This window comes from Microbacterium sp. 2216-1, assembly GCF_046507855.1.
Taxonomy (GTDB): Bacteria; Actinomycetota; Actinomycetes; order Actinomycetales; family Microbacteriaceae; genus Microbacterium; species Microbacterium esteraromaticum_C.
Genome location: NZ_JBKFTM010000006.1, coordinates 1 through 21,999, shown reverse-complemented (window position 1 = coordinate 21,999; position 21,999 = coordinate 1). Strand labels below are relative to the sequence as shown.

The following is a 21,999-nucleotide window of genomic DNA, read 5'->3' as shown; positions in this document are numbered from 1 at the left end:
CAGCGCAGAAGATGGCATTGTTGGTGGTGAAGCGGTGGGGACGCGCGGAAATACGGTGCCATTTCGGGTACCGGAGTGGAGTGCGCGCGTGAACCGGTTCTTCCAGCGGACCGTCGGCCTCGCGGTGGTCCTGATCGTGGCGCTCGCCGCGGGACTGCTGTGGTGGGGCATCGCCGTCACCGACCCGCCGTCGATGTGGCAGCCCGCGCACGTCACGCTCTCGGGCATCTGGGATGTCGTGTACAACACCCAACTGCCCGATCTCGGCGTGCTCGCCGTCGCGCTGGCGATCGCGCTGATCCTGGTGCTGTTCGTCGTGGTGGGCGAGCGCGTGGTCGCCAATCGCTATCGCCGCGCGGGGGTCGAGGTGACACGGCTCACACTCGCCCCGCAGACCGTCATGGCACGCACCCGCGGGGTCTTCGCCGGTGAGGTGACCGTGACGGTGCTGATCCCCGCGCACAATGAGCAGGCGTCGCTGCCCCACACGTTGACGTCGTTGCGTGAGCAGACGCTGGCGCCGCTGCGCGTGCTCGTCGTGGCCGACAACTGCACCGACCGCACTGTCGAGGTCGCGCGCGCCCACGGCGCCGATGTCTTCGAGACCGTCGACAACGCCCACAAGAAGGGCGGCGCACTCAACCAGACGCTCACCGACCTGCTGCCGAGCATGGGCGACAACGACTGCGTGCTGGTGATGGACGCCGACAGTCAGATCGGAACCGGCTTCATCGCCGAGGCCACCCGCCGGCTGACCGACGACCGCGCGCTGATGGCCGTCGGCGGCCTGTTCGAGGGCGAAGAGGGGCATGGGCTGCTCGGCCAGTTCCAGCGCAACGAGTACACCCGGTACCGGCGCGAGATCAGCCGACGCGACGGGCGCGTGTTCGTCCTCACCGGTACGGCGTCGGTGTTCCGGGCATCCGCTCTGCGCGCGGTCGCCGACGCGCGCGGCCGTGACCTGCCGGGCAAGCCCGGCGAGGTCTACGACACCGTCGCGCTCACCGAGGACAACGAGCTGACCATCGCCATCAAGTCGCTCGGCGGGCTCACCGTCTCGCCGAAGGGCTGCACCGTGATCACCGAGCTGATGCCGACGTGGCGGATGCTGTGGGCCCAGCGGCTGCGGTGGCAGCGCGGCGCGCTCGAGAACCTGGGCGCCTACGGCGTGACACCGCAGACGATGCGGTACTGGGCGCAGCAGATCGCGATCGGCTACGGCGTGATCGCCCTGTTCGCGTACTTCGCCCTGCTGTTGCTGATGGTGCTGGCGATGGACACCTGGGTGTGGTTCCCGTTCTGGCTGTGCATCGGTCTGCTGTTCGCCGTCGAGCGGATGGTCACCGCGTGGCGCGGCGGATGGCGGGCTCGCGTGCTGGCACTGCTGATCTTTCCCGAGCTGGTCTACGACTGCTTCTTGAACCTCGCGTTCCTCAAGGGTGTCGTCGAGATCGCCTTCGGCCGCAGAGCGACCTGGAAACACGTGCAGCACGCGCCCGAGGAGGTGGCGTCATGATCGCGCCGACCGGGATTCTGCTGCCCGAGAGCCTGCTGTACACCGACTGGTTCGGTGTGCTGGCCACGTTCGTCGCGATCAACACCGTGATCTACGTCGTGCTCGGCGTGATCAAGATGACGCCGAAGATCCGATGGGGACGCCGCACCGGCGCCAACCGCAGGTCACAGACCCGGAGCATCCACCCCGATGCGGCGCCGTAGTTCGGAAAGCTCCCTGCCCAGCTCGGGGGCGGGCGTGGGCATCCCGAGATGGAAGCCCTGGCCAAGACGTGCTCCCAGGCCGCGCGCGACATCGAGGTGCTCGGGCTGCGAGATACCCTCGACGACCAGTGGTGCGCCGACCTCGCGCGACGCCGCGAGCGCCGGTTCCAGACGGGCGCGCGCGTCGGCATCCGCCACGATCTCCCAGAACGGGGCGCGGTCGACCTTGACGATGTCTGGACGCGCGGCGAGGATGCGCGCGGCATCGGCGTCGGCCGTGCCGGCGTCGTCGACCAGCAGCATGCCACCGAGGTCCGTCACGAGGGCGCGGATCTCGGCCAGATCAACGTCGGTGGGACCCTCGGTCAGCTCCAGCCCCCACGGGCGGCGAAGCCCCGCCAGGACGTCGGGCAATGCCGGATGCCGAAACGTTGCACCCGCGGCGTTCACTGTGACGAACAGGCCGTCGGGCAGTGCCGCTGCGGCGACGACCGCGGTGCGGATCAAGGCGATCTCGAGCACAGTCTGCTCGCCGCATCGGGCGGCGTCATCGAGATGCTGCACGGGGGAACGCCCGTCGGCGAAACGCGCGAGTGCCTCACAACCGACGACGCGCCATTCGGCCAGATCGACGATCGGCTGGAACACGGCGCTGTGTGCGACCGGCACTCCTTCAGAGCCAGGTCCACCGCGCGAGATCACGATTCAGTCTACCCCCGGGGAGCGGAGACACTGATGGACACACACCGGATCGCCCTGCCAGAAGCCGACGAGATGCGGTGGCTGCGCTCGGACGTGATGCGCGGCATGCTGCGGCGCACCTCCACGTACTCGATCGTGACGGCCGCGCTCATGCTGCTGTACTCGGCGCTGGGGTTGGCCGAGCTGTTCGAGGACGACATCTCGCTGTTCGAGGTCGTCCTGTCGTGCGCGATCTTCGCCGGCGGTCTGCTGTTCGCCCTTCTGGTGGCCGTCGGTGGCAAGGAACTGCCGCGATGGGTGGGGTTGGGGCTCGTCGTGGCGCACACGAGCGTATCGGTCTACTACCTGGGGTTCTCGGATGAGCGGCAGAACGCGATCGCCGCGCTGCAGGAGGCGCCGATCATGGCGATGTACTTCTCGTGGTTCTACGGCGCCCGTCTCGCGCGGCCCGGGTGGCTGATCATCCTCGGACTGCTGGGAGCGGCGATGCTGGCGGGTCCGTTCGCCGGCCCCGATGCCGATCAGGCACCCGCGCTGCTCGGGCCGGTGAACATCATCTCGGCGGGTCTGTTCACCTGGTTGTGCCTGGAGGCGGGGCTCTTCGTGCGGCATCGGGTGCGGCTGGAGAGCAACACCGATGAGCTGACGGGCGTGCTGAATCGGCGTGGGTTCCTCGGACGGGCACGGGGCGAACTGCGCCGGGCGCACCGCTACCGCCGCCCGGTCAGCATCGCGCTGATCGACCTCGACAAGTTCAAGGAGATCAACGACGGCGCGGGCCACGCAGCGGGGGACGACCTGCTCAAGACGCTCACCGCGCAGTGGATCTCGCTGTCCCGATCCTCTGACACGGTGGGCCGGCTCGGTGGTGACGAGTTCGCGTTACTTCTTCCTGAGACCGATGAGCAGGATGCCCGAGTGGTGCTGCGGCGCATGCGGGGGCTCGCATCGCACCCGTGGTCGTGGGGCGTGGTGCAGGCGTTGCCGAGCGAATCGGTCGACGACGTGCTGGCCCGCGCGGATGCGCAGATGTACGACCGCAAGCGATCGGAGTGAGCGGGGGCGCCGTTTCGGTTTCGACGCCATGGTGTTAGGTTAGGTGAGGCTTACCAAAGTAGGCCTTCGCCGGTTCTCCTCTGCCGGCACCTCCCGAAACCCGACCCGAAAGGGACGCCCGTGCACATTTTCCGTCTGATGGGCCTCGGAGCCGTTGCGGCCGTGGCCGCCGGCCTCGTCGCCTGCTCGCCCGCCACCACCACGCCGGAATCGATCGCCGGCGCGGACTCCTCCGGCGCGTTCCCGGTCACCATCGAGCACGTCTACGGCGAGACGACCATCAACAGCGCGCCGGCGCGCGTCGCCACCGTCGCCTGGTCGAACCACGAGGTTCCGCTGGCGCTCGGCATCGTGCCGGTCGGCATGAGCAAGGCCACCTGGGGCGATGACGATGGCGATGGAGTGCTGCCCTGGGTCGAAGACGAACTCGCCGAGCTCGGCGTCGACACCTCATTGATCGGCGACGAGCAGGCCGCGGCCGCCGGTGAGGTGCCCGTGCTGTTCGACGAGACCGACGGCATCGACTACGAGGCGGTCGCCGACACGAACCCCGACGTCATCCTGGCCGCCTACTCGGGCCTGACCCAGGAGGAGTACGACACGCTGTCGAAGATCGCTCCCGTCGTCGCCTACCCCGAGGTTGCCTGGGCCACTCCGCTCGACCAGATGATCGAGATGAACTCTGCGGCGCTCGGCCTCGCCGCCGAGGGTGACGCTCTCATCGACGACCTGCAGGCGCAGATCACCACGGCCCTCGATGCCAACAGTGCGCTCAAGGACTCGCGGGTGCTGTTCAGCTACCTCGACATGAACGACCTCAGCCAGATCGGGGTGTACACCAGCCACGACACCCGCCCGGGCTTCCTGGAGGGTATCGGCCTGCCCACCCCGGCCATCGTCGAAGAGGTCACCGAGGGAACCGACGGCTTCTACGTGACCGTCAGCGCCGAGCAGGCCGAACGCTTCGATGACGTCGATGTGTTCGTCAGCTACGGCGACGACTCGACCATCGCCACGCTGCAGGCAGACCCGCTGCTGTCGAAGATTCCGGCCGTCGCCGCCGGCAACATCGCCATCCTGCAGGACAGCACTCCGCTGGCCGCCTCGGCCAACCCCTCGCCGCTGTCGATCGGCTGGGGCATCGACGAGTACTTCGCACTGCTGGCCGACGCCGTCGCCGGCGAGTGACCCCGCAACGCCCGAACCGACTGCATCCGACAGGCACAGCGAGATCATGACCGTGACCGCCGCACCCGCCGCTGTGTCGGGCGCCGCAGACCTGCGTCGCCCGACACTGGTGCGCATCGGCTGGCTCGGCGTCGGGGTGCTCGTCCTGCTGTTGCTTTGCGCGCTCTCGGTGGCCTTCGGATCGCGCTCGGTGACGATCGACGACATCCTGGCCGGCCTCGCCGGACACACCGACACCGTCTCGCAGGCCGCCGTCGTCAAGCGCATCCCACGCACGGTGCTCGCCATCCTCGTCGGTGCCGCGCTCGCGCTCGCCGGGGCCACCATGCAAGCCGTCACCCGCAACCCGATCGCCGATCCGGGCATCCTCGGCGTCACCAACGGCGCGTCGCTCGCGATCGTCATCGGCATCGCGTTCGTCGGTATCACGCATCCGCTCAGCTACATGGGGTTCGCGATCGTGGGTGCCGCGCTCGCGGCGGTGTTCGTCTACCTGGTCGGTTCGCTCGGCCGTGGGGGAGCGACCCCGCTGAAGCTCGCGCTGGCGGGCGCGGCCACCTCGGCGGCCTTCGCGTCGCTCATCAGCGCGATCCTGTTGCCGCGGGTCAACATCCTCGGCAGCTTCCAGGCCTGGCAGGTCGGCGGAGTGGGAGGCGCGGAGTGGTCGCGCATGGCGATGGCCGCCCCTGTGCTCGCCCTCGGCGCCCTGATCTGCGTGCTGAGCGCACGTGGGATGAACTCCCTCGCGCTCGGCGACGACATGGCGGCGGGGTTGGGTGAGAACGTCGCCCGCACGCGGATGCTGTCAGCGCTGGGGGCCGTGATCCTCGCCGGCGTCGCCACGGCGATCGCCGGCCCGATCGGCTTCGTCGGGCTCGTCGTGCCGCACATGTGTCGGATACTGGTGGGCACCGACCACCGGTGGTTGCTGCCGTTCTCGGCGTTGGCCGGTGCCGCCCTGCTCGTCGCCGGCGACGTGATCGGTCGGGTCGTCTCACCCACCGAGGAGATCCAGGTCGGGATCGTCACCGCGATCATCGGCGCCCCGCTGTTCATCTGGATCGTCCGCCGACAGAAGGTGCGTGAACTGTGAACGTCGTCGCTGCATCGGGCGCGCAGGCCGTCATCGCGGGGCGTCGACGTCGGCGGCGCCGGCATGCCGTGTCGAGCATCGTGCTCGCCGCGCTCGTGCTCGCCCTCTTCGCCGTGTCGCTGATGGTCGGCAACACGTTCTACCCGCTCGAGCAGGTGCTCGCGGTGATCCGCGGTGAGCAGGTCGCCGGAGCATCGTTCACCGTCGGCGAGCTGCGGCTGCCGCGCGCGATCACGGCGGTGCTCGCCGGAGCGGCATTCGGCATCGCGGGCATCACCTTCCAGACCATGCTGCGAAATCCGCTGGCATCCCCGGACATCATCGGCATCACCGCCGGCGCCAGCGCCGCGGCCGTGCTGGGGATCGTCGCCTTCTCGCTGTCTGGAGCGGGCGTGTCGCTGTTCGCTCTCACCGGAGCGCTGCTGACCGCTCTGGCGATCTACCTGCTCTCGTACAAGGGCGGATTCTCGGGAGTGCGGCTGATCCTGATCGGCATCGGCGTCGCCGCGATGCTGCAGGCGGTCATCTCATACCAGCTCTCGCGCGCCGCCGACTGGGACATCCAGTCGGCGATGCAGTGGCTGACCGGCAGTCTCAACTCGGCCAGCTGGGAGCGGCTGCCCCCGCTGCTGGCGGTGTGCGCGATCGTCATCCCGCTGATGCTGTTACGCCAGCGCAGCCTGAGCGTGCTGCGCCTCGGCGACGACTCGGCCGCAGCCCTCGGGGTACGCGTGTCGGCCACCCGGCTCGTGCTGATCATCGGCGCCGTCGCGCTGCTGGCGTTCGCGACCGCCGCCGCCGGCCCGATCGCTTTCGTCGCCTTCATGTCGGGGCCCATCGCCGCCCGCATCACCGGGCCCGGCGCGAACCTGCTGGTGCCATCGGCGCTGGTGGGCGCGCTGCTCGTGCTCGGCGCCGACTTGATCGGTCAGTTCGCGCTCGACGGGCGCTATCCGGTCGGCGTGATCACCGGCATCCTCGGCGCCCCCTACCTGATCTACCTGCTCATCCGCACCAACCGCTCGGGAGGATCACTGTGACCGAGCCCACGATTCCGCATCACACGCTGAGCGCCGAGGGCGTCACCCTCGGCTACGGCGACCGCACCGTGATCGCCGACCTCGATCTCGCCATCGCACCGGGGCGCATCACCGCGATCGTCGGCGCGAACGGCTGTGGCAAGTCGACGCTGTTGCGTGCGCTGGCGCGCCTGCTGCGACCGGATGCCGGCGAGGTGCGCCTCGACGGCGCGCCACTGCGCAGCATGCACACCAAAGAGGTCGCCCGCGTCGTCGGCCTGTTGCCGCAATCGCCGCTGGCGCCCGAGGGCATCGCCGTCGCCGACCTCGTCGGGCGTGGGCGGCACCCGCACCAGAAGGCGCTCGCGCGCTGGACCGCCCACGACTACGAAGTGGTCGCCGACGCTCTGCAGGCCACCGGCATCGCCGACCTCGCCGACCGCAGCATCGACGAACTCTCGGGCGGGCAGCGCCAGCGCGTCTGGATCGCGATGGCCCTCGCGCAGGAGACCGACATTCTGCTGCTCGACGAACCGACCACGTTTCTCGACGTCGCCCACCAGGTCGACCTGCTCGACCTGCTCACCGATCTGTGCCTCTCGCGCGGCACGACGATCGTGATGGTGCTGCACGACCTGAATCTCGCGGCGCGCTACGCCGATGAGCTCGTCGCGATGAGAGCGGGGCGGGTGCACGCCTGCGGTGCGCCCGAGCAGATCCTCACCAGCGAACTCGTCGAGGAGGTCTTCGGGATGGCCAATGTCGTCACCGCGGATCCCGCCTCAGGAAAACCGATGATCACACCGATGGGAAGGCACCATGTCCTCTGAAACGAACGCGCCCACCGCCACCCGCACGCGGCCCTCCTTCGTGCTCGGCCTCGCCGAGGTGAAGACGGTCGAACGCGTCTCGCCGAGCTTCGTGCGCATCACGTTCGGCGGTGATGAGCTCGACGAGTTCGGTACGCCGGGAGATGTCTTCGACGTGCGGATCAAGCTCGTCTTCCCGCCGGCATCGGGCATCCTCCCGCCGGTCGATCGCGACGACGACGATTGGTGGGGCGCCTACCTGGCCGTGCCCGAGGCCGAGCGCGGGTCGATGCGCACGTACTCGGTGCGCGACCTGCGGGTCGGTCCAGACGGCACCGAGATCGTCGTCGACTTCGTGCTGCACCTGGAGCCCGGCCTGACCGGTCCGGCGTCTCTGTGGGCGAGCACCGCGGCGCCGGGTGATGCGGTGCTGATGGCCGGTCCGCGCCGGGGGCGCCCCGACCGCGGCGGCATCGAGTACGCCCCTGGTGATGCGGCGCAGGTCTGCCTGGTCGGTGACGAGACGGCGGCGCCGGCGATCGCGCGCATCCTCGAAGACGCCCCGCGCGACCTGCGCGGCATCGCCTTCATCGAGGTGCCGCAGGCTGCCGACGAACTCGCGATCGACGCGCCGAAGGGCGTCGAGGTGCACTGGCTGCCCCGCGGCGATGCCGCACATGGTCTGCGGGTGATCCCGACCGTGCTCGACTACCTGGGCGAGTCCACGGGCGACGCGATCGTCGTGCAGGACGCCGAGGGCGAGGATCTGGTGTGGGAGACGCCCGTGTACTCGGGATCAGGTGAGAGGATCAACGCCGCGGATACGGCGACCGCCGAGCGCTACTTCTGGATCGCCGGCGAGAGCGGCGTCGTCACGACCCTGCGCCGACACCTCGTGAAGGGGCTCGGCATCGACCGTGCCCAGGTCGCATTCATGGGCTACTGGCGCCGCGGCGTCGCCATGCGCGGCTGAGGGCGGCGTCTCCGAAAACAGGCTCGTTACCGAGAACAGGACGGATCTGTGGCATCCGTCCTGTTTTCGGGATTTGTCCTGTTCTGGGGAGGTGGGAGCGGATGCCCGGGTGGGAGCGGATGCCCGGGTGCGAGCGGATGCCCGGGCTCAGCCCTGGCGCCGCACCATCTCGGCGATCCACGCCGGAGCGAACGGCGAGGTGCAGTTCGGCGGGGTCGGGTAGTCGGCGAGCACCTGCAGGCGGTTGCCGATTTCGAGGGCGCGCTCGCGGTACGTCGGATGCTGGATGCCGATCTGCGCGAGGGTCTCGTTCATCGCCCACTGCTCGCGCGACGGAGCATCCTTCAGCTCGCGCTCGATGCGGTCGAGCAGCGCGTCCAGGTCGAGCCCCTCGGGCTTCTTGACCACGCGCGCCGTGGTGAGTGACCAGGCCGCGGCGCGCGCATCGGCATCCGCGTCATCGAACCACCGCTCCCGCAACGCCTCGGCGTGGGGTGACTTCTTGGCGATGTAGTTGACCAGCCAGTCGTGCGCCTTTGCCGAACGCGTGCTGCGCAGCATCCGATCCACGTCGGCGACAGACAGCTCGCGTGGCTTGCTGATCAGCACGCCGAGCAGCTGCCCCGCGACGTCGTCACTCGCCCACAGTTCGCGAGCCAGATCGGTGTCCATGCCCACCCGCTTGGCCAGTGCTCGCAGTTTGGCCAGATTCACCCCGTGGGCGTCGCCGTGCCGCTCATTGACGGCACGCGCAGTGGGGTCTTCGAGTGCAGCGATTTCTGCCAAGGCATCAGTTGCAGTCATGGTCGACATGCTCATCATGGTAGGCGTGCTGTTGGCAGAAGTGGCCCCGGTTTTCTAGAATCGGTAAGACCGCGGTGACCGCCACCGCAGGAGGGACGTCGATGTCCGACCAGATCTTCACTTATGCTGCGCTCGCTCTCTACTTCGCGGCAATGCTCTTCATCGGCTACATCGCCTATCGGCGAACCGATGACCACGAGGACTACATGCTCGGCGGGAGGAATCTGCCGCCGTGGGTCGCGGCACTCAGCGCCGGCGCCTCCGACATGTCGGGCTGGCTCGTCATGGGTCTGCCCGGTGCGATCTACCTGACCGGCCTGATCGAGGCGTGGATCGCCATCGGTCTGACGATCGGTGCGTACCTCAACTGGCTGCTGGTCGCCCCGCGACTGCGCGCCTACACCGAGGTCTCGCGCAACTCGATCACCGTGCCGAGCTTCTTCGAGAACCGCCTGCGCGACAACACGCGCCTGCTGCGTATTCTCTCGGGCATCGTCATCCTGGTGTTCTTCACCCTGTACATCTCGGCCGGTATGGTCGCCGCGGGCGTGTTCTTCGAGAGCTCGTTCGGCGGTGAGTACCTGTTCGGCGTGGTGCTGATCGGTGTGATCACCTTGCTGTACACCCTCTTCGGCGGGTTCCTGGGGGCCTCGTTCACCGACGTCGTGCAGGGCGTGATGATGATCATCGCGCTGATCGTCGTGCCGATCGCGGCGGTCATCGCCATCGGCGGTATCGACGAGACCACCAGCCTGATCGCGGCGAACACCGGCGACGGGCACCTCTCGTGGTTCGGCGGCACGGCCATCACCGGCGCCACGATCCTGGCGATCGTGTCGTCGCTCGCCTGGGGCCTGGGGTACTTCGGGCAGCCGCACATCATCGTGCGGTTCATGGCGCTGCGCTCGCCGCAGGAGGCCAAGAGCGCCCGTCGCATCGGCATGTCGTGGATGGTGATCTCGCTCTTCGGCGCGATCATCTCGGGTCTGGTCGGTATCGCCTACATGGCGGCCAAGGGCATCGACCTCGCCGACCCCGAGACGGTCGTGCTGGTGATGTCGCAGACGCTGCTGCACCCGTTCATCGCGGGTCTCGTGCTGGCCGCCGTGCTGGCCGCGATCATGAGCACGATCTCCAGCCAGCTGATCGTGTCGTCGTCGGCGCTGGTCGAGGACCTGTTCAAGGTCGTCCGCAAGGACGCGCCGAAGCCGAAGACGCTCGTGCTGATGGGACGTGCGACCGTGCTGGTGATCGGCCTGATCGCCATGCTGCTCGCGTTCACCCCGAACGACACCATCCTCGAGCTGGTCTCGTTCGCGTGGGCCGGATTCGGTGCCGCGTTCGGTCCGCTGATCCTGCTCAGCCTGTTCTGGCGCCGCCTGACCAACTGGGGCGCCCTGGCGGGCATGTTCGTGGGAGCCGCGACGGTGTTCATCTGGAAGGCGCTTGACACCGGCCTCTACGAGCTGCTGCCGGCGTTCGTGCTCGCGCTCGTTGTTGCGGTCGTGGTGAGCCTGCTCACCTACCGCAAGAACGACGAGATCGAGAAGGAGTTCACCGACACCGGGACGATGCTCACGCTGCCGCGTCCGCACGCGGTCGGCGACATGCCCTGAGTCGGATGCTACGGGCGTGGCGGAGCCGTCGACGCGCGTACGACCAGTTCCGGTCGTACGTCGACGGCATCCGTCACGTCCGTGCCTTCCAGCTGCGAGATGAGTCGCAGCGCCGCCGCACGCCCCATCTGCTCGAAGGGCTGGCGGACCGTGGTCAGGGCTGGTGACGCGAAGCCGGCCAGCGCGATGTCGTCGACGCTGACCACTGAGACGTCCTCGGGCACGCTGCGCCCCGCCTCGTGCAAGGCGCGGATCAGCCCGAACGCCATCTCATCGCTCGAGACGAACACTGCTGTGGCGTCGGGGATCGAGGCGATGATGCGCCCGGCGCGGTAACCCGACTCCGGCGTCCAGTCACCGGCGATGACCGGTGGCGGAGTGATGCCGCGCTCGGTGAGCACCTGTTCCCACGCCTCTTGGCGCTGCTGCGTCTCGAGCCAGTACTCGTCACCGGGTACGTGCCAGACGGTCTTGTGGCCGAGATCGAGCAGGTGCTCGACGGCGAGCCGCGCGATCGCATGCTGGTCGAGCAGCAGAGGCGCATCCGGATCGACCGAGGCGCGCTCGTTGCGCGTCGACGGGGTCCGGTCGGTGCGCAGTCGCATCGCCGGGCTGTCGAGTTCGACGGGGACGCCGAGGACGATACCTTCGGCGCCCTGCCGTTCGAGGCGGTCGAACGCCTCGATGAACGCCTCGGGCGAGGCGTGATCGGCGACCGAGGCGGTGGTCACGGTGTAGCGGTGGGCAGCGGCGGCCTGCTCGATGCCGACGCCGACCGCGGCGGTCGAGTAGCGGTCGGTCGAGACGACGATGACGCCCAGGATGCGCGACCGGCCGGATGCCAGTGATGCCGCGGCCGCGTGCACCCGATAGCCGAGCTCTTCGACGGCGGCGAGCACGCGTCGGGCGGTCTCGGGGCGCACGTTCTGCTGCCCCGACATCACCCGCGAGACGGTCTGCGTCGAGACCCCGGCCATGCGGGCGACGTCGACCTGGTTGGGTGCGCGATCTTCGGAAGGGTGACGCGGAGACATGTGCTCATGTTAGCGACCGTTCAGGATTGGCCGGTTCGCCCGGTGGATGCCACAATGAGAGCGCAAACATCGTCTTCAAGGGAGATTCATGTCCACCTCCGTATCCCCGTCGCTCGTCTGGCGCGACGGCGAGATCCTGCGCGACGGCAAGCCGCACCGCATCCTGTCCGGCGCGGTGCACTACTTCCGTGTGCACCCGGATCAGTGGGAAGACCGCCTGCGCCGGTTGGCTGCGATGGGCGCGAACACCGTCGACACCTACATCGCCTGGAACTTCCACGAGCGCGTCGAGGGCGAATACGACTTCTCGGGCTGGCGCGACGTCGCCCGCTTCATCCGCATCGCCGGCGACGTCGGCCTGGACGTCTTCGTGCGCCCCAGCCCCTACATCTGCGCCGAATGGTCGAACGGTGGCATCCCGTTCTGGCTCTCGGGGCGCACCCGCGCCCTGCGCACGATCGACCCCGAGTTCCTCGCCGCGGTCGATGCCTGGTACGACCAGCTGATCCCGCAGCTCGTGCCGTTGCAGGCCGCCCACGGCGGGCCCATCCGCCTGATCCAGGTCGAGAACGAATACGGGTCCTACGGCAGTGACGCCGACTACATGGCGCACCTGCGCGACGCGCTCACCCGGCGCGGCATGGTCGAACTGCTCACCACGGCCGACGGCACCACCGCCGACATGGTGCGCAACGGCAGCACGCCGGGCGCCATGGGCACGTTCACCTTCGGCACCGGCGTGCCGGCCGCCGTCGAGCTGCGCCGCGACGACGAGCACCTGATGTGCAGCGAGCTGTGGGGTGGCTGGTTCGACCACTGGGGCGAGCAGCACCACGTACGCTCGGCAGACAGCATGATCGCCACCGTCGACGAGCTTCTGCAGGCCGGCGGATCGGTCAGCATGTACATGGCACACGGCGGCACCAACTTCGGGCTGTGGGCCGGCGCGAACCACGACGGCCTCATCCAGCCGACCGTCACCAGCTACGACTCCGACGCCCCGATCGGTGAAGACGGCACGCTGAACGACAAGTTCCACGCGCTGCGCGCGGCCTTCGCCCCGTTCCACGACGGCGAACTGCCCGCGGTGCCCGACGCTCCACGGCGCCAGTCTGCGGCATCCGCACCCCTGGCGACGCAGGCGACCCTGCTCGACATCGTCCGCGCCGTGCCGGTGACGGCGCACGCACCGGTGCCGCTGACGTTCGAGGCGCTCGGCGCCGAAGACGGGCTCGTCGCCTACGAGGCCGACATCACCTACCCCGAGGGCGCGACGGTCGGCATTCTCGGGCTGCGCGACCGCGCCACGCTCTACCTCGACGACGTGCGCCTGGGCACGTTCGAGCACGACGGTGAGCACACCCTTGCGCTGCCCGCAGACGGCGGCAGCGGACGCCTGACGATCATCGTCGAGAGCCTGGGGCGCATCAACTACGGCCCGTTCACGGGCGAGGCCAAGGGCATTCTGCAGGGCGTCGTCATCAACGGCCGCCGCTACGTGCATGGCTGGGACCACCGGGTGCTCGGCGACGCCGCGCCGTCGGGTGCGGGTGCGGGTGCGGATGCCGGCGGTGCGGCCGATGCCGCCGGCCTCGCTGCAGCCACCTTCGATGTGACCGATGTCGCCGATGCGTGGCTCGCGTTCCCCGGCGGGGCCAAGGGTATGGTGTGGCTGAACGGCTTCCTGCTCGGCCGCTACTGGGAGCGGGGCCCTCAGGAGACCCTGTACGCCCCGGCGCCCCTCTGGCACGCGGGCACCAACGAGATCGTCGTGCTCGACACCGACTGCCTCGGCGCCACCGTCGAGATCCGCGAACAGCCCGCCTTCGGCCCCGTCGAGGAGTTCATCGGCAGCTGACGCGCCGCTCTTCCGTTGAGAAACCACTTCCCGTTCGAGAAACCACGCCACACGTGATTTCTCAGACGGGAAGTGGTTTTTCACGGGCAGGGGGCGGGGCGAGGGGGACGAGGGGTCGCGGCGGGGAGGGAGTTGTCCACAGGGGGTGGGGGAGAGGGACGCGAACTTTCCACAGGCGGGTTTCGGATGCCCGTGACCCGCCATCATCGTCGGATGCCGTTCCAACTCGTCGACCGTGCCGTCACCGTTTCACCGTTGCCGCTGCTCCTCATCGAAGAAGCGCGGATGCTCGGGAAGTCCGTCTCGCGGGCGACGCACCGTCGCATCCGCAAGGGCGTGTATGTCGATGGCGCCGCCTACGATGCGCTGAAGCCCTGGGAGCGGTACGCCGTGCGGGTGCTGGCGTTCGCCCGGCGGCATCCGTCGGCGGTGCTCTGCCTCGAATCCGCGGCGGTCGTGCTCGGCCTGCCGACGTTCGGTGAGGCCCGCGACATCCACGTCTACGATCCGGATCGCGCGGCATCCCGGCGCTTCGGCGACGTTGCCGTGCACACCAGCGACGATCCTCGCGCAGTGACGTCGGTCGATGGCATCCTCGTGACGACGATGACCGACACCGTCGTCGATCTCGCCCGCGTGCTGCCGCCCGCCCAGGCCCTCGCCGTGGTCGACGCGTCGATCTCTTCCGTGCAGGGCGGCTCGCAGGCCCTGCCCGAACTGTCGGCGCGGGCGGCGTCGCAGCGCGCTCGTCGAGGCCGCGTGCACCTGCGGTGGCTCTGGGAGTTCGCCGACGGGGCCGCCGAATCGCCGGCCGAAAGCGTCAGCCGGGCGGTGATCGAGTGGGCGGGGTTTCCACGGCCGGTGCTGCAGCGCACGTTCCGGTACGAGGGACACCGCGATCGGGTCGACTTCCACTTTCCCGAATCGGATGCCATCGGCGAGGTCGACGGGTGGGAGAAGTACGCACTGGCAGATCCGGCTGCCGCGGCGCGGCGCCTGGCTGATGAGAAGCGCCGGGAGGACCGGTTGCGGCGCTACGGGCATCCGTTCGCTCGGTGGGATCTGGCCGAGGCGTGGCGGGTGGATCCTCTCGTTCGGGCGCTGCGAGCCGCCGGCATCCGACGACCGTACGCTCCCCACTTCACGTTCCTGACCACTCTCTCGTCATACTCCCCACGCACGGTCCGAGCCTCTCGCTGAGAAACCACTTCCCGTACGAAAAACCACCTCCCGCGTGATTTCTCAGACGGGAAGTGGTTTCTCAGCGGAGGGCGACGAGCGCGGCGCGGCGCGCGCGAGCGCGACGAGCGCGCGGGTCAGCCCTTCACGGCGCCGGCGGCCAGGCCGCTGCGCCAGTAGCGCTGCAGCGTGAAGAACAGGATCACCAGCGGGATGACCCCGAGCAGCGCGCCGAGCATGACCGCGCCCTTGTCAGGCGAGAAGTAGCTCATCATGCCGTACAGGCCCAGCGTGACGGGCTTGAGCTCGGGGCTCGAGACCATCATCAGCGGCAGCAGGAAGTTGTTCCACGTGGCCACGAAGATGAACAGGAAGATCGTCACCATGGCCGGGCTCAGCAGACGCAGCACGATCGTGAAGAAGATGCGCGCCTCACTGGCGCCGTCGATCCGTGCGGCTTCGAGCAGCTCGGTCGGAACCGACGACTGCGCGAACACCATGCCCAGGAAGACCCCGAACGGCGAGACGGCCGACGGGATGATGATCGCCCAGATCGTGTTGGTCAACCCGAGCGCACTGAACTCGATGTACAGCGGCACAGTGAGCAGCGCCACCGGCAGCAGCAGGCCGGCCATGATGACGCCGACCGCGATCTTCTTGCCAGGGAACGCGAACTTCGCGATCGCGTAGCCGGCCATCACGGCGAACAGCGTGCCGATCACGCCGGCGCTGACCGAGTACAGGATCGAGTTGGCCACCCAGCGCCAGAACAGGCCCTGCGTCCAGCCCATGAGGCTGTCGTAGTTGGTGTGCAGGTTCCAGTCGGCGAACCAGAACCCGAACGACGAGGTGAGGTCGGCGTTGTCCTTGGTGGAGGCGACGATCAGCCAGAACACCGGTACCAGGAAGTACAGCATTGCCACGACGAGGACGATGACGCCGAGCGTGCGGGCCAGCGGCGTCGGCGCGATCGAGCGGGGCGGCTCATCGGCGCCGCGGGGCTTGCGTGCGCGACGGGGAACGGTTGTGAGAGTCGTGGATGCCATGATCATGCATCTCCCTTACGGCGCTGCAGCAGCGCGTAGACGATTGCGAGCGCACCGGCGATGACGGCCATCAGCAGGGAGTATGCCGAGGCGGGGCCGCTGCCCGAGGGCGAGATCTCACCCATCATCGAGTTGTACGTGAGCATCATGGGCGTGAAGTCCTTGCCCATCCACGAGTTGGCGCCCTCCATGATCACCGGTTCGTTGAAGAGCTGGATCGTGCCGATGATCGACAGCAGCACGGCCAGCAGCGCGGCACCGCGCACCATCGGCACCTTGATGCGCGTGGCGATCTGAAAGCCGGTGGCGCCGTCGAGCCGGGCGGCCTCATACAGGTCGCGCGGGATCGCCTGGAGCGCCGACAGGAAGATCAGCATGTTGTAGCCGGTGTACGTCCACGTGGTCATGTTCGCCATCGACAGCAGGATCGTGCTCGGTGCCATGAAGTCGGTGCCGGCGGGCAGGTAGTCCATGAACGGCGACACCTCTGGCGTGTACAGGTACAGCCAGATCATCGCGGCGATCACGCCCGGCACGGCGTAGGGCAGGAAGAACGACAGTCGGAACAGCGCCGGCCGACGCACGATGAACGAGTCCAGCAGCAGCGCCAGGGCCAGCGCCACGATGATCATCACCGGGATCTGGAACGCCGCGTAGAGCACGACGCGGCCCATGCCGATCCAGAAGGCGCTGTTGCCGATGGCAAGGGCGAAGTTATCGAAGCCGACGAAGGTGTCGACCAGTTCGCCGCCGCCGTAGAGCCCTCCGCCGGCGGGCATCTGGCTGTAGAACGCCGAGCGGATCGAGACGATGATCGGCACGAGGAAGACGACCGCGAACAGGATCGCGAAGGGCAGCAGGAACAGCCAGCCCGTGAGTCCTTCACGACGGATGCCCTTGCCTCGTCGTCTGCGCGGATGGAGGATATCCGGGTTTCCGCCGGGCTGCGGCCCGGCGTTGCGCGTAGCACTGAGGGTAACGGTCACGGCTGGTGCGTCCTTACTACTCACAGCGACGGCGGAGGGCCCGGGGGTGCCCTCCGCCGTCGGCATCATGTGTTGTCGCGATTCGCGATCAGTCGGCGACCGGAAGGCCGAGGTCGGTCAGCGCGGTCACGGCGCTGTCCTGAGCTGTGGCGAAGATGTCGGCGACCTGAGCGCCGCCCGTGGCTGCCGCGGCGGCCGTCTCGTTCATCTTCGACAGCGTCGAGAAGCCGGGGGCGTACGGGAAGTCCGGGTTCATGTTGGCCGTGGCGGTGGCGAGCTCGGCCATGACGTCCTGGCCACCGAACTGGCGGAGCATCTTCTCGGGCGTCTTCACCTCGCCCTGGGCGGCGACCACCAGGCCCTGCGAGGCGAGGTCATCGATCTGGGTGTTGAACCAGTCGTTGAACTGCATGGCCTCGGCCGGGTACTCGCAGCCCTTCAGCACGGCGACGCCCGAGCCGCCGTCGGGGCCGCTGAGCGCTCCGGCGCCGAAGTCGGGCAGCTGTGCGACGCGCCAGGTGCCTTCGGCGTCGGTGCCGTCGAGCGAGTCGAGCAGGAAGCCTGCCTCCCAGGCCGCGCCGATGTGGCCGATCAGCGTGCCGTCGTTCAGGGCAGCGGTGAAGGCTTCGCCCCAGCGCTCGGTGGCCAGGGTCTGGTCGTTGTCGAGGAGGTCCTGCCAGAAGGCGGCGACCGTCTCGGAGCCCGCACCCTGGGCGTTGACGGTCCACGCGTCGCCCTCGGTGCCGAACCAGGTGTCGCCGGCCGCGGCCGACTGCGCGGCGAGCCAGTTGTGGGCCTCATCGGGGGTGAAGGCGGTGGCGTACTTGCCGGCCGCCGCTGCCGTTGCCGAACCGGCGGTGAGCTCGTCGACGGTGGTCGGCACGTCGAGACCGAGCTCGGCGAAGGCGGCCTCGTCGTAGAAGTAGACCAGGGGGCCCACGTCCTGCGGAAGGCCGACGATGGCGTCGCCGACGCGCATGCCGCTGAAGGCTCCTGCCGAGTAGTTGTCCTCGTACGTGGTCGCCTCGTCTGCGACGTCTTCGAGCAGGCCCTTGACGAACAGCTGCGGCACCTCGGAGTACCCGGTCTGCGCCAGGCAGGCGGCGTTCCCGGCCTTGACGTCGGTCTCGAGCTTGAGGATCATGTCGGTCGCCGCGCCGTCGAACTTCGTGGTCTTGACCTGGATGTTCGGGTTCTCGTCGTTCCAGCGCTGGACGATCTCGTTGACGGACGTCATGCCCTCGCCGTCGGGCAGGCGGTGCATGTACTCGATCGTGATCGGCTCGTCGCCGGCGGATGCGCCGCCGGATTCGCTGCTGCACGCGGCCAGGCCGAAGGCGGACAGAGCGCCGACTGTGACGACGGCGGCGGTGCGGGTGATTCGAGACGTGGATGCCATTGCTGTGCTCTCCGGTGAGTGCGTAGGGGTAGGGGCGGATGCGCCCGCGCGCGGGGCCTCCGTGGTCATTTAAACACCAGAGTGTTTGCGCTCACAAACCGAGATGTATGGGGAAAACCCACCTACCAGAAGTTTCTAGGTAACGCTCACATCGAGTCTTCAGCGTCGGGATCTGAGGTGGCGCGTGCGCGGAATAGGGCACCTGTCCGATGCGTCGGGCGTGCCTCAGCGAGGAACGTGGACAGCGTCGTCGAGAGGAGCAACCATGTACGACACGATCTATCTGCACCAGCGCGTGGCGACGATCGACAGCGAGCGACGCGACGTGTTGCTGGAGCGGGCCCGCATCGCACGCGAGCACCCCGAGCGGATCGCGCCGCGTCGCACCTTCGTGCGTCGCCTGCTGCGGGGCTCGTTCGCGCCCGGCAAGGCAACCGCCGACGCGACCGTAGCCGCGCCCGCCGTGATCGACGCGCGCGCGTGCGCGCCCGGCCGCACCGCCGCCGAGGCCCTATGAGCTCGTCGGAAAGGGTCCGCGGTGTCGGCGCTCGGTGGCACGATGAACTCATGGCCGTCATCGCACCGAGCGCCGACATGGTGGGGCGCGACGCCGAATCGCGCCGACTCGACGCCGCCCTGCAGCGCGCGCGCAGTGGAGCGGGCGGCGCGGTGCTGGTCTCTGGTGAGGCGGGCATTGGCAAGAGCCGTCTTCTGCGGGAGTTCCGTGGCCGGTGGGACGGCGACCTCGACGTCGTGATCGGCTGGTGTCTGGACTCGGGGGTCGCGCCCTCGCCGTACGGGCCGCTTCCGGGCATCCTGCGGGGAGTCCTCGAGGCTCTCGACGATCCGACGGCGGCGGCGGCAGGGCCGGCGCGAGCCGCGTTGCGGCTGCTGCTGCCCGAACTGGGTGACGGCCCGATCGACCGTGCGCAGACCTCGCCCGAGGCCCTGCGCGAGGCGATCGTCACGCTCTTCGAGGCTGCCGCGGCGGTCAGGCCGGTCGTGGTGATCGTCGAGGACCTGCACTGGGCCGACGACGCCACCCTGGCGATGCTCTCGTACCTGCTGCGCGCGCTCGCCGATGCGCGGGTGCTGTTCGTGCTGACCTGTCGCGTCGACGAGGTGCGTCGGGGGTCGGCCGTGCGGGTGTTCCTCGCCGAGGTCGAGCGTGCGCGGCTGATGGAGCGGGTCGCGCTGCAACGGCTCACCGATGTCGAAGTGCGCACGCTCGTCGAGGCCCTCGTCGGTCCCATCGACGATGGCGTGTTCGAACGGGTGCGGGAGCGGGCCGAAGGTGTGCCGTTCTTCGTCGAGGAGCTCTCGTGCAACGCCATCGGGCCGATTCCCGAGACGTTGCGCGAGGTGCTGTTGGCCCGGTACGACGCGCTCGGCGATGATGCACGGCGAGTGGTGCGCACGGTGTCGGGGTCGGACGCCCCGATCGACCATGATCTGCTCACGACCCTGGCCGAACTGCCCGATGACAGGCTCGATGAGGGCATCCGAGAAGCGGCGAACATGGCGATCCTCGCGGTGCGTGCCGACGACACGTACGGTTTCCGGCACGCGCTGCTGCGCGAGGCGGTGCATGAGGACCTGCTGCCCGGCGAACGTGCGCGGTTGCACCGCGCCTTCGCCGAGGTGCTCGAGCGTCGCGTGCAGGAGGGCAGCGGATGCCAGGAATCCGCGCTCGCGTACCACTGGCACCAGGCGCGTGACCCGCGCCGTGCGCTGATCGCGGCTATCGGTGCGATGGAGCGCTCGCGGAGCAGCTTCGCCTTCTCGACGGCGGCGCGCTACGGCGAACTCGCCCTGGAGCTGTGGGACCAGGTGCCCGATGCGGGCGAGGCAACCGGCATCGATCACATCGCCCTGCTGGCGCGCCTCGGGTCGATCCTGCGCAACGCCGGAGACGGTGATCGCGCGCTGATGGTGGTGGACATCGCCCTCGACGAGGTCGACGCGCAGACGGTCGACCCCGGAGTGCTCGTGCGCCTGCTGCGTGACCGGAGCATGTATCTCACCAGCCTCGGCAAACCTCAGCAGATCGAGGCGCTGCAGCAGGCGCTGTCCGAGTATGAGGCCCGCGCCGTCGACGAACCCCGCCTTCATGCGCTGCTTCTCACGTTGCTCGCCGCCCGGTACATGATCGTCGGTCGACTCGAAGAGGCCGTGCGGCTGGCCGATGAGGCATTCGGTGTTGCTGAGCGCGCCGGCGACGAGGTGCGGATGTCGATGGCGGCGAACGTGCGGGGTAACAGTCGCGTGCACCTTGGTGATGTCGATACGGGGCTGGCCGACTTCCGGCTCGCCTGGAGTCTCGCGTCGAACCTTGAGGCGCAGCTGCGCTACCGGGTCAACTTCTCGGACACGCTGACCAATCTGGGGCGCTTCGACGAGGCTGTGAGGCTCGCCCAGGGTGGGGTCGAAGACGCCCGCCGCTTCGGTGTCGAGCGCACGAGCGGCTCGATCCTCACCCAGAACCGTGCCGAGCCCCTGCTCGAACTCGGTGACATCGCGCGCGTCGAGCAACTGCTTGCCGCCGATCTCACTCTGCGCACGCATCGGATCTTCCGCACGTACACGACGGCCACCCGTGTGCGGGCACTCGCGTGGCGCGGGCGGTTCGCCGAGGCTGATCTGCTGCTCGACGAGTGGCGTCCTCATATGCATCAGATCGCCGAGTCGGAGCGGCAGGTGCGCTATTCGCTGTGGCGCACCGAACTCGATCTGACCCTGGCGCGTGGGGACGTGTCAGGTGCCGTGCGCACTCTCGAGCAGATCCTCGCCGACACCGGTGCCGATCTCGGTCAGAAGCCGCGGCTGCTGCTCGAAGGGGGTCGTGCAGTGAGCGGGCTGCGCGCCCAGGGGGACGAGGCGGCGGCTCTCGTGCTGGCGGAGCGTACGAGGGCATCGTGGGAGCACCTGCCCGCCGCGTTGCGTCCGCGCACCTGGTGCGAGGTGCTGGATGCCCTGCTCTCGGGCGCTCCTGAGGCGTGGCGCGCGGCGATGGCCGCCGCCGACAGTGGCGACGTGCCGGTGCTCTTCCAGATGGTCGCGCGCATCGAGCTCGCCCGCGCGCTGATCGTCACGGGTGATCGTCCCGCTCGTCTCGAGGCATCCGCCCTGCTCGCCGACGCCGAGGAGCGAGCGGTCGGGTACGGGCACGCGGGCCTGAAGCGCGAGGCGGCTGCACTCGCCGAGGCGGCCGGGCTCACCGACGCTGCCGCCTCGGGGCTTGCGGCACTCACCGCGCGCGAGAACCAGGTGTTCGCCCTGGTGGCCGAGGGGCTCAGCAATCGGCAGATCGGTGAGCGTCTCTTCATCAGCGTGAAGACCGTGAGCGTGCATGTGTCGGCGGTGCTGCGCAAGCTCGGCGCTGCGACGCGCACCGAGGCGGCTGCGCGCTACCGCAGTGAGGGTGCGCCGGCCGAGCGTTAGCTGTAGTTCCTCGGGAGGTTGTGAACGCGTGACATAGAGAAGACCTCCGGCAAGGATGTGGGTTACCACACTCGCAT

19 protein-coding genes are annotated in these 21,999 nt (G+C 68.8%); 13 read left to right on the top strand and 6 right to left on the bottom strand.

What is annotated here, in order from left to right; genetic code table 11:
- Positions 1-88: 88 nt before the first annotated feature.
- Together ACLD0U_RS13985 and ACLD0U_RS13980 are read left to right on the top strand one after the other, a co-directional pair.
- Positions 89-1,516, top strand: coding sequence for a glycosyltransferase family 2 protein (locus ACLD0U_RS13985; protein WP_410340982.1), 1,428 nt, complete (start codon positions 89-91; stop codon positions 1,514-1,516).
- A complete protein-coding gene (locus ACLD0U_RS13980; RefSeq protein WP_241263490.1) occupies positions 1,513-1,719 on the top strand; it encodes a hypothetical protein in 207 nt (68 codons plus the stop codon). The genes ACLD0U_RS13985 and ACLD0U_RS13980 overlap by 4 nt, the downstream gene beginning before the upstream one ends.
- Here ACLD0U_RS13980 and ACLD0U_RS13975 read toward each other — a convergent pair.
- Positions 1,681-2,421 carry an EAL domain-containing protein gene (locus ACLD0U_RS13975; protein ID WP_206822718.1) on the bottom strand — a complete coding sequence of 247 codons (741 nt, stop codon included), beginning with the start codon at positions 2,419-2,421 and terminating at the stop codon, positions 1,681-1,683. The two genes, ACLD0U_RS13980 and ACLD0U_RS13975, sit on opposite strands and share 39 nt — an antisense overlap.
- A 33-nt stretch (positions 2,422-2,454) precedes the next feature.
- Between ACLD0U_RS13975 and ACLD0U_RS13970 the strand changes: the two genes are divergently transcribed.
- The 6 genes from ACLD0U_RS13970 (at position 2,455) to ACLD0U_RS13945 (ending at position 8,559) form a co-directional block, all read left to right on the top strand.
- The gene (locus ACLD0U_RS13970; protein WP_179409327.1) at positions 2,455-3,477 is read left to right on the top strand and encodes a sensor domain-containing diguanylate cyclase; all 1,023 of its coding nucleotides are present in this window, start codon (positions 2,455-2,457) and stop codon (positions 3,475-3,477) included.
- A gap of 120 nt (positions 3,478-3,597) precedes the next feature.
- A complete protein-coding gene (locus tag ACLD0U_RS13965) occupies positions 3,598-4,665 on the top strand; it encodes an ABC transporter substrate-binding protein (RefSeq protein WP_410340981.1) in 1,068 nt (355 codons plus the stop codon).
- A 46-nt stretch (positions 4,666-4,711) separates the two neighbouring features.
- The gene (locus ACLD0U_RS13960) at positions 4,712-5,758 is read left to right on the top strand and encodes a FecCD family ABC transporter permease (protein WP_410340980.1); all 1,047 of its coding nucleotides are present in this window, start codon (positions 4,712-4,714) and stop codon (positions 5,756-5,758) included.
- The gene (locus ACLD0U_RS13955; protein WP_206822720.1) at positions 5,755-6,798 is read left to right on the top strand and encodes an iron chelate uptake ABC transporter family permease subunit; all 1,044 of its coding nucleotides are present in this window, start codon (positions 5,755-5,757) and stop codon (positions 6,796-6,798) included. The genes ACLD0U_RS13960 and ACLD0U_RS13955 overlap by 4 nt, the downstream gene beginning before the upstream one ends.
- Positions 6,795-7,607, top strand: a complete 813-nt coding sequence (locus tag ACLD0U_RS13950) for an ABC transporter ATP-binding protein (RefSeq protein WP_315900744.1) — start codon at positions 6,795-6,797, stop codon at positions 7,605-7,607. Before ACLD0U_RS13955 ends, ACLD0U_RS13950 begins: the two co-directional genes overlap by 4 nt.
- Positions 7,597-8,559 (top strand): siderophore-interacting protein, encoded by a 963-nt coding sequence (locus ACLD0U_RS13945; RefSeq protein WP_179409324.1) that lies wholly within the window; start codon positions 7,597-7,599, stop codon positions 8,557-8,559. The genes ACLD0U_RS13950 and ACLD0U_RS13945 overlap by 11 nt, the downstream gene beginning before the upstream one ends.
- Before the next feature lie 147 nt (positions 8,560-8,706).
- Here ACLD0U_RS13945 and ACLD0U_RS13940 read toward each other — a convergent pair whose 3' ends face one another.
- On the bottom strand, positions 8,707-9,372 hold the full coding sequence (locus ACLD0U_RS13940) for a DNA alkylation repair protein (RefSeq protein ID WP_410340979.1): 666 nt from the start codon (positions 9,370-9,372) through the stop codon (positions 8,707-8,709).
- A 92-nt stretch (positions 9,373-9,464) separates the two neighbouring features.
- On the opposite strand from ACLD0U_RS13940, the gene putP reads away from it, so the two are divergent.
- The gene (gene putP, locus ACLD0U_RS13935; protein ID WP_179409322.1) at positions 9,465-10,979 is read left to right on the top strand and encodes a sodium/proline symporter PutP; all 1,515 of its coding nucleotides are present in this window, start codon (positions 9,465-9,467) and stop codon (positions 10,977-10,979) included.
- A gap of 8 nt (positions 10,980-10,987) precedes the next feature.
- Here the strand turns inward: putP and ACLD0U_RS13930 are convergent, their stop codons facing one another.
- Positions 10,988-12,013 (bottom strand): LacI family DNA-binding transcriptional regulator, encoded by a 1,026-nt coding sequence (locus ACLD0U_RS13930; RefSeq protein ID WP_206550694.1) that lies wholly within the window; start codon positions 12,011-12,013, stop codon positions 10,988-10,990.
- Positions 12,014-12,101: 88 nt separating this feature from the next.
- Here ACLD0U_RS13930 and ACLD0U_RS13925 point away from each other — a divergent pair, with 88 nt between their 5' ends.
- Together ACLD0U_RS13925 and ACLD0U_RS13920 are read left to right on the top strand one after the other, a co-directional pair.
- Positions 12,102-13,871 carry a glycoside hydrolase family 35 protein gene (locus ACLD0U_RS13925; protein ID WP_410340978.1) on the top strand — a complete coding sequence of 590 codons (1,770 nt, stop codon included), beginning with the start codon at positions 12,102-12,104 and terminating at the stop codon, positions 13,869-13,871.
- A gap of 213 nt (positions 13,872-14,084) precedes the next feature.
- Positions 14,085-15,071, top strand: a complete 987-nt coding sequence (locus ACLD0U_RS13920; RefSeq protein WP_410340977.1) for a hypothetical protein — start codon at positions 14,085-14,087, stop codon at positions 15,069-15,071.
- A 116-nt stretch (positions 15,072-15,187) separates the two neighbouring features.
- On the opposite strand, the gene ACLD0U_RS13915 is transcribed toward ACLD0U_RS13920, so the two are convergent.
- The 3 genes from ACLD0U_RS13915 to ACLD0U_RS13905 form a co-directional block, all read right to left on the bottom strand.
- Positions 15,188-16,096 carry a carbohydrate ABC transporter permease gene (locus ACLD0U_RS13915; protein WP_179409318.1) on the bottom strand — a complete coding sequence of 303 codons (909 nt, stop codon included), beginning with the start codon at positions 16,094-16,096 and terminating at the stop codon, positions 15,188-15,190.
- Between the two features lie 2 nt (positions 16,097-16,098).
- Positions 16,099-17,082, bottom strand: a complete 984-nt coding sequence (locus tag ACLD0U_RS13910; protein WP_410340976.1) for a carbohydrate ABC transporter permease — start codon at positions 17,080-17,082, stop codon at positions 16,099-16,101.
- Between the two features lie 88 nt (positions 17,083-17,170).
- Entirely contained in the window at positions 17,171-18,481 is a 1,311-nt protein-coding gene (locus tag ACLD0U_RS13905) for an ABC transporter substrate-binding protein (protein ID WP_224818286.1), read from the bottom strand.
- 265 nt (positions 18,482-18,746) lie between these two features.
- Here ACLD0U_RS13905 and ACLD0U_RS13900 point away from each other — a divergent pair, with 265 nt between their 5' ends.
- Entirely contained in the window at positions 18,747-18,998 is a 252-nt protein-coding gene (locus ACLD0U_RS13900) for a hypothetical protein (protein WP_222445064.1), read from the top strand.
- Between the two features lie 50 nt (positions 18,999-19,048).
- Positions 19,049-21,922 carry an ATP-binding protein gene (locus ACLD0U_RS13895; protein ID WP_410340975.1) on the top strand — a complete coding sequence of 958 codons (2,874 nt, stop codon included), beginning with the start codon at positions 19,049-19,051 and terminating at the stop codon, positions 21,920-21,922.
- The last annotated feature ends 77 nt before the right edge of the window (positions 21,923-21,999 follow it).

What these genes read in the sequence shown, in the direction of transcription:
- ACLD0U_RS13980 (WP_241263490.1), top strand. Translation starts at nt 1,513, where the DNA reads ATGATCGCGCCGACCGGGATTCTGCTGCCCGAGAGCCTGCTGTACACC.
- ACLD0U_RS13970 (WP_179409327.1), top strand. Translation starts at nt 2,455, where the DNA reads ATGGACACACACCGGATCGCCCTGCCAGAAGCCGACGAGATGCGGTGG.
- ACLD0U_RS13960 (WP_410340980.1), top strand. Translation starts at nt 4,712, where the DNA reads ATGACCGTGACCGCCGCACCCGCCGCTGTGTCGGGCGCCGCAGACCTG.
- ACLD0U_RS13945 (WP_179409324.1), top strand. Translation starts at nt 7,597, where the DNA reads ATGTCCTCTGAAACGAACGCGCCCACCGCCACCCGCACGCGGCCCTCC.
- ACLD0U_RS13940 (WP_410340979.1), bottom strand. Translation starts at nt 9,372, where the DNA reads ATGTCGACCATGACTGCAACTGATGCCTTGGCAGAAATCGCTGCACTC.
- putP (WP_179409322.1), top strand. Translation starts at nt 9,465, where the DNA reads ATGTCCGACCAGATCTTCACTTATGCTGCGCTCGCTCTCTACTTCGCG.
- ACLD0U_RS13930 (WP_206550694.1), bottom strand. Translation starts at nt 12,013, where the DNA reads ATGTCTCCGCGTCACCCTTCCGAAGATCGCGCACCCAACCAGGTCGAC.
- ACLD0U_RS13925 (WP_410340978.1), top strand. Translation starts at nt 12,102, where the DNA reads ATGTCCACCTCCGTATCCCCGTCGCTCGTCTGGCGCGACGGCGAGATC.
- ACLD0U_RS13920 (WP_410340977.1), top strand. Translation starts at nt 14,085, where the DNA reads ATGCCGTTCCAACTCGTCGACCGTGCCGTCACCGTTTCACCGTTGCCG.
- ACLD0U_RS13915 (WP_179409318.1), bottom strand. Translation starts at nt 16,096, where the DNA reads ATGGCATCCACGACTCTCACAACCGTTCCCCGTCGCGCACGCAAGCCC.
- ACLD0U_RS13905 (WP_224818286.1), bottom strand. Translation starts at nt 18,481, where the DNA reads ATGGCATCCACGTCTCGAATCACCCGCACCGCCGCCGTCGTCACAGTC.
- ACLD0U_RS13900 (WP_222445064.1), top strand. Translation starts at nt 18,747, where the DNA reads ATGTACGACACGATCTATCTGCACCAGCGCGTGGCGACGATCGACAGC.
- ACLD0U_RS13895 (WP_410340975.1), top strand. Translation starts at nt 19,049, where the DNA reads ATGGCCGTCATCGCACCGAGCGCCGACATGGTGGGGCGCGACGCCGAA.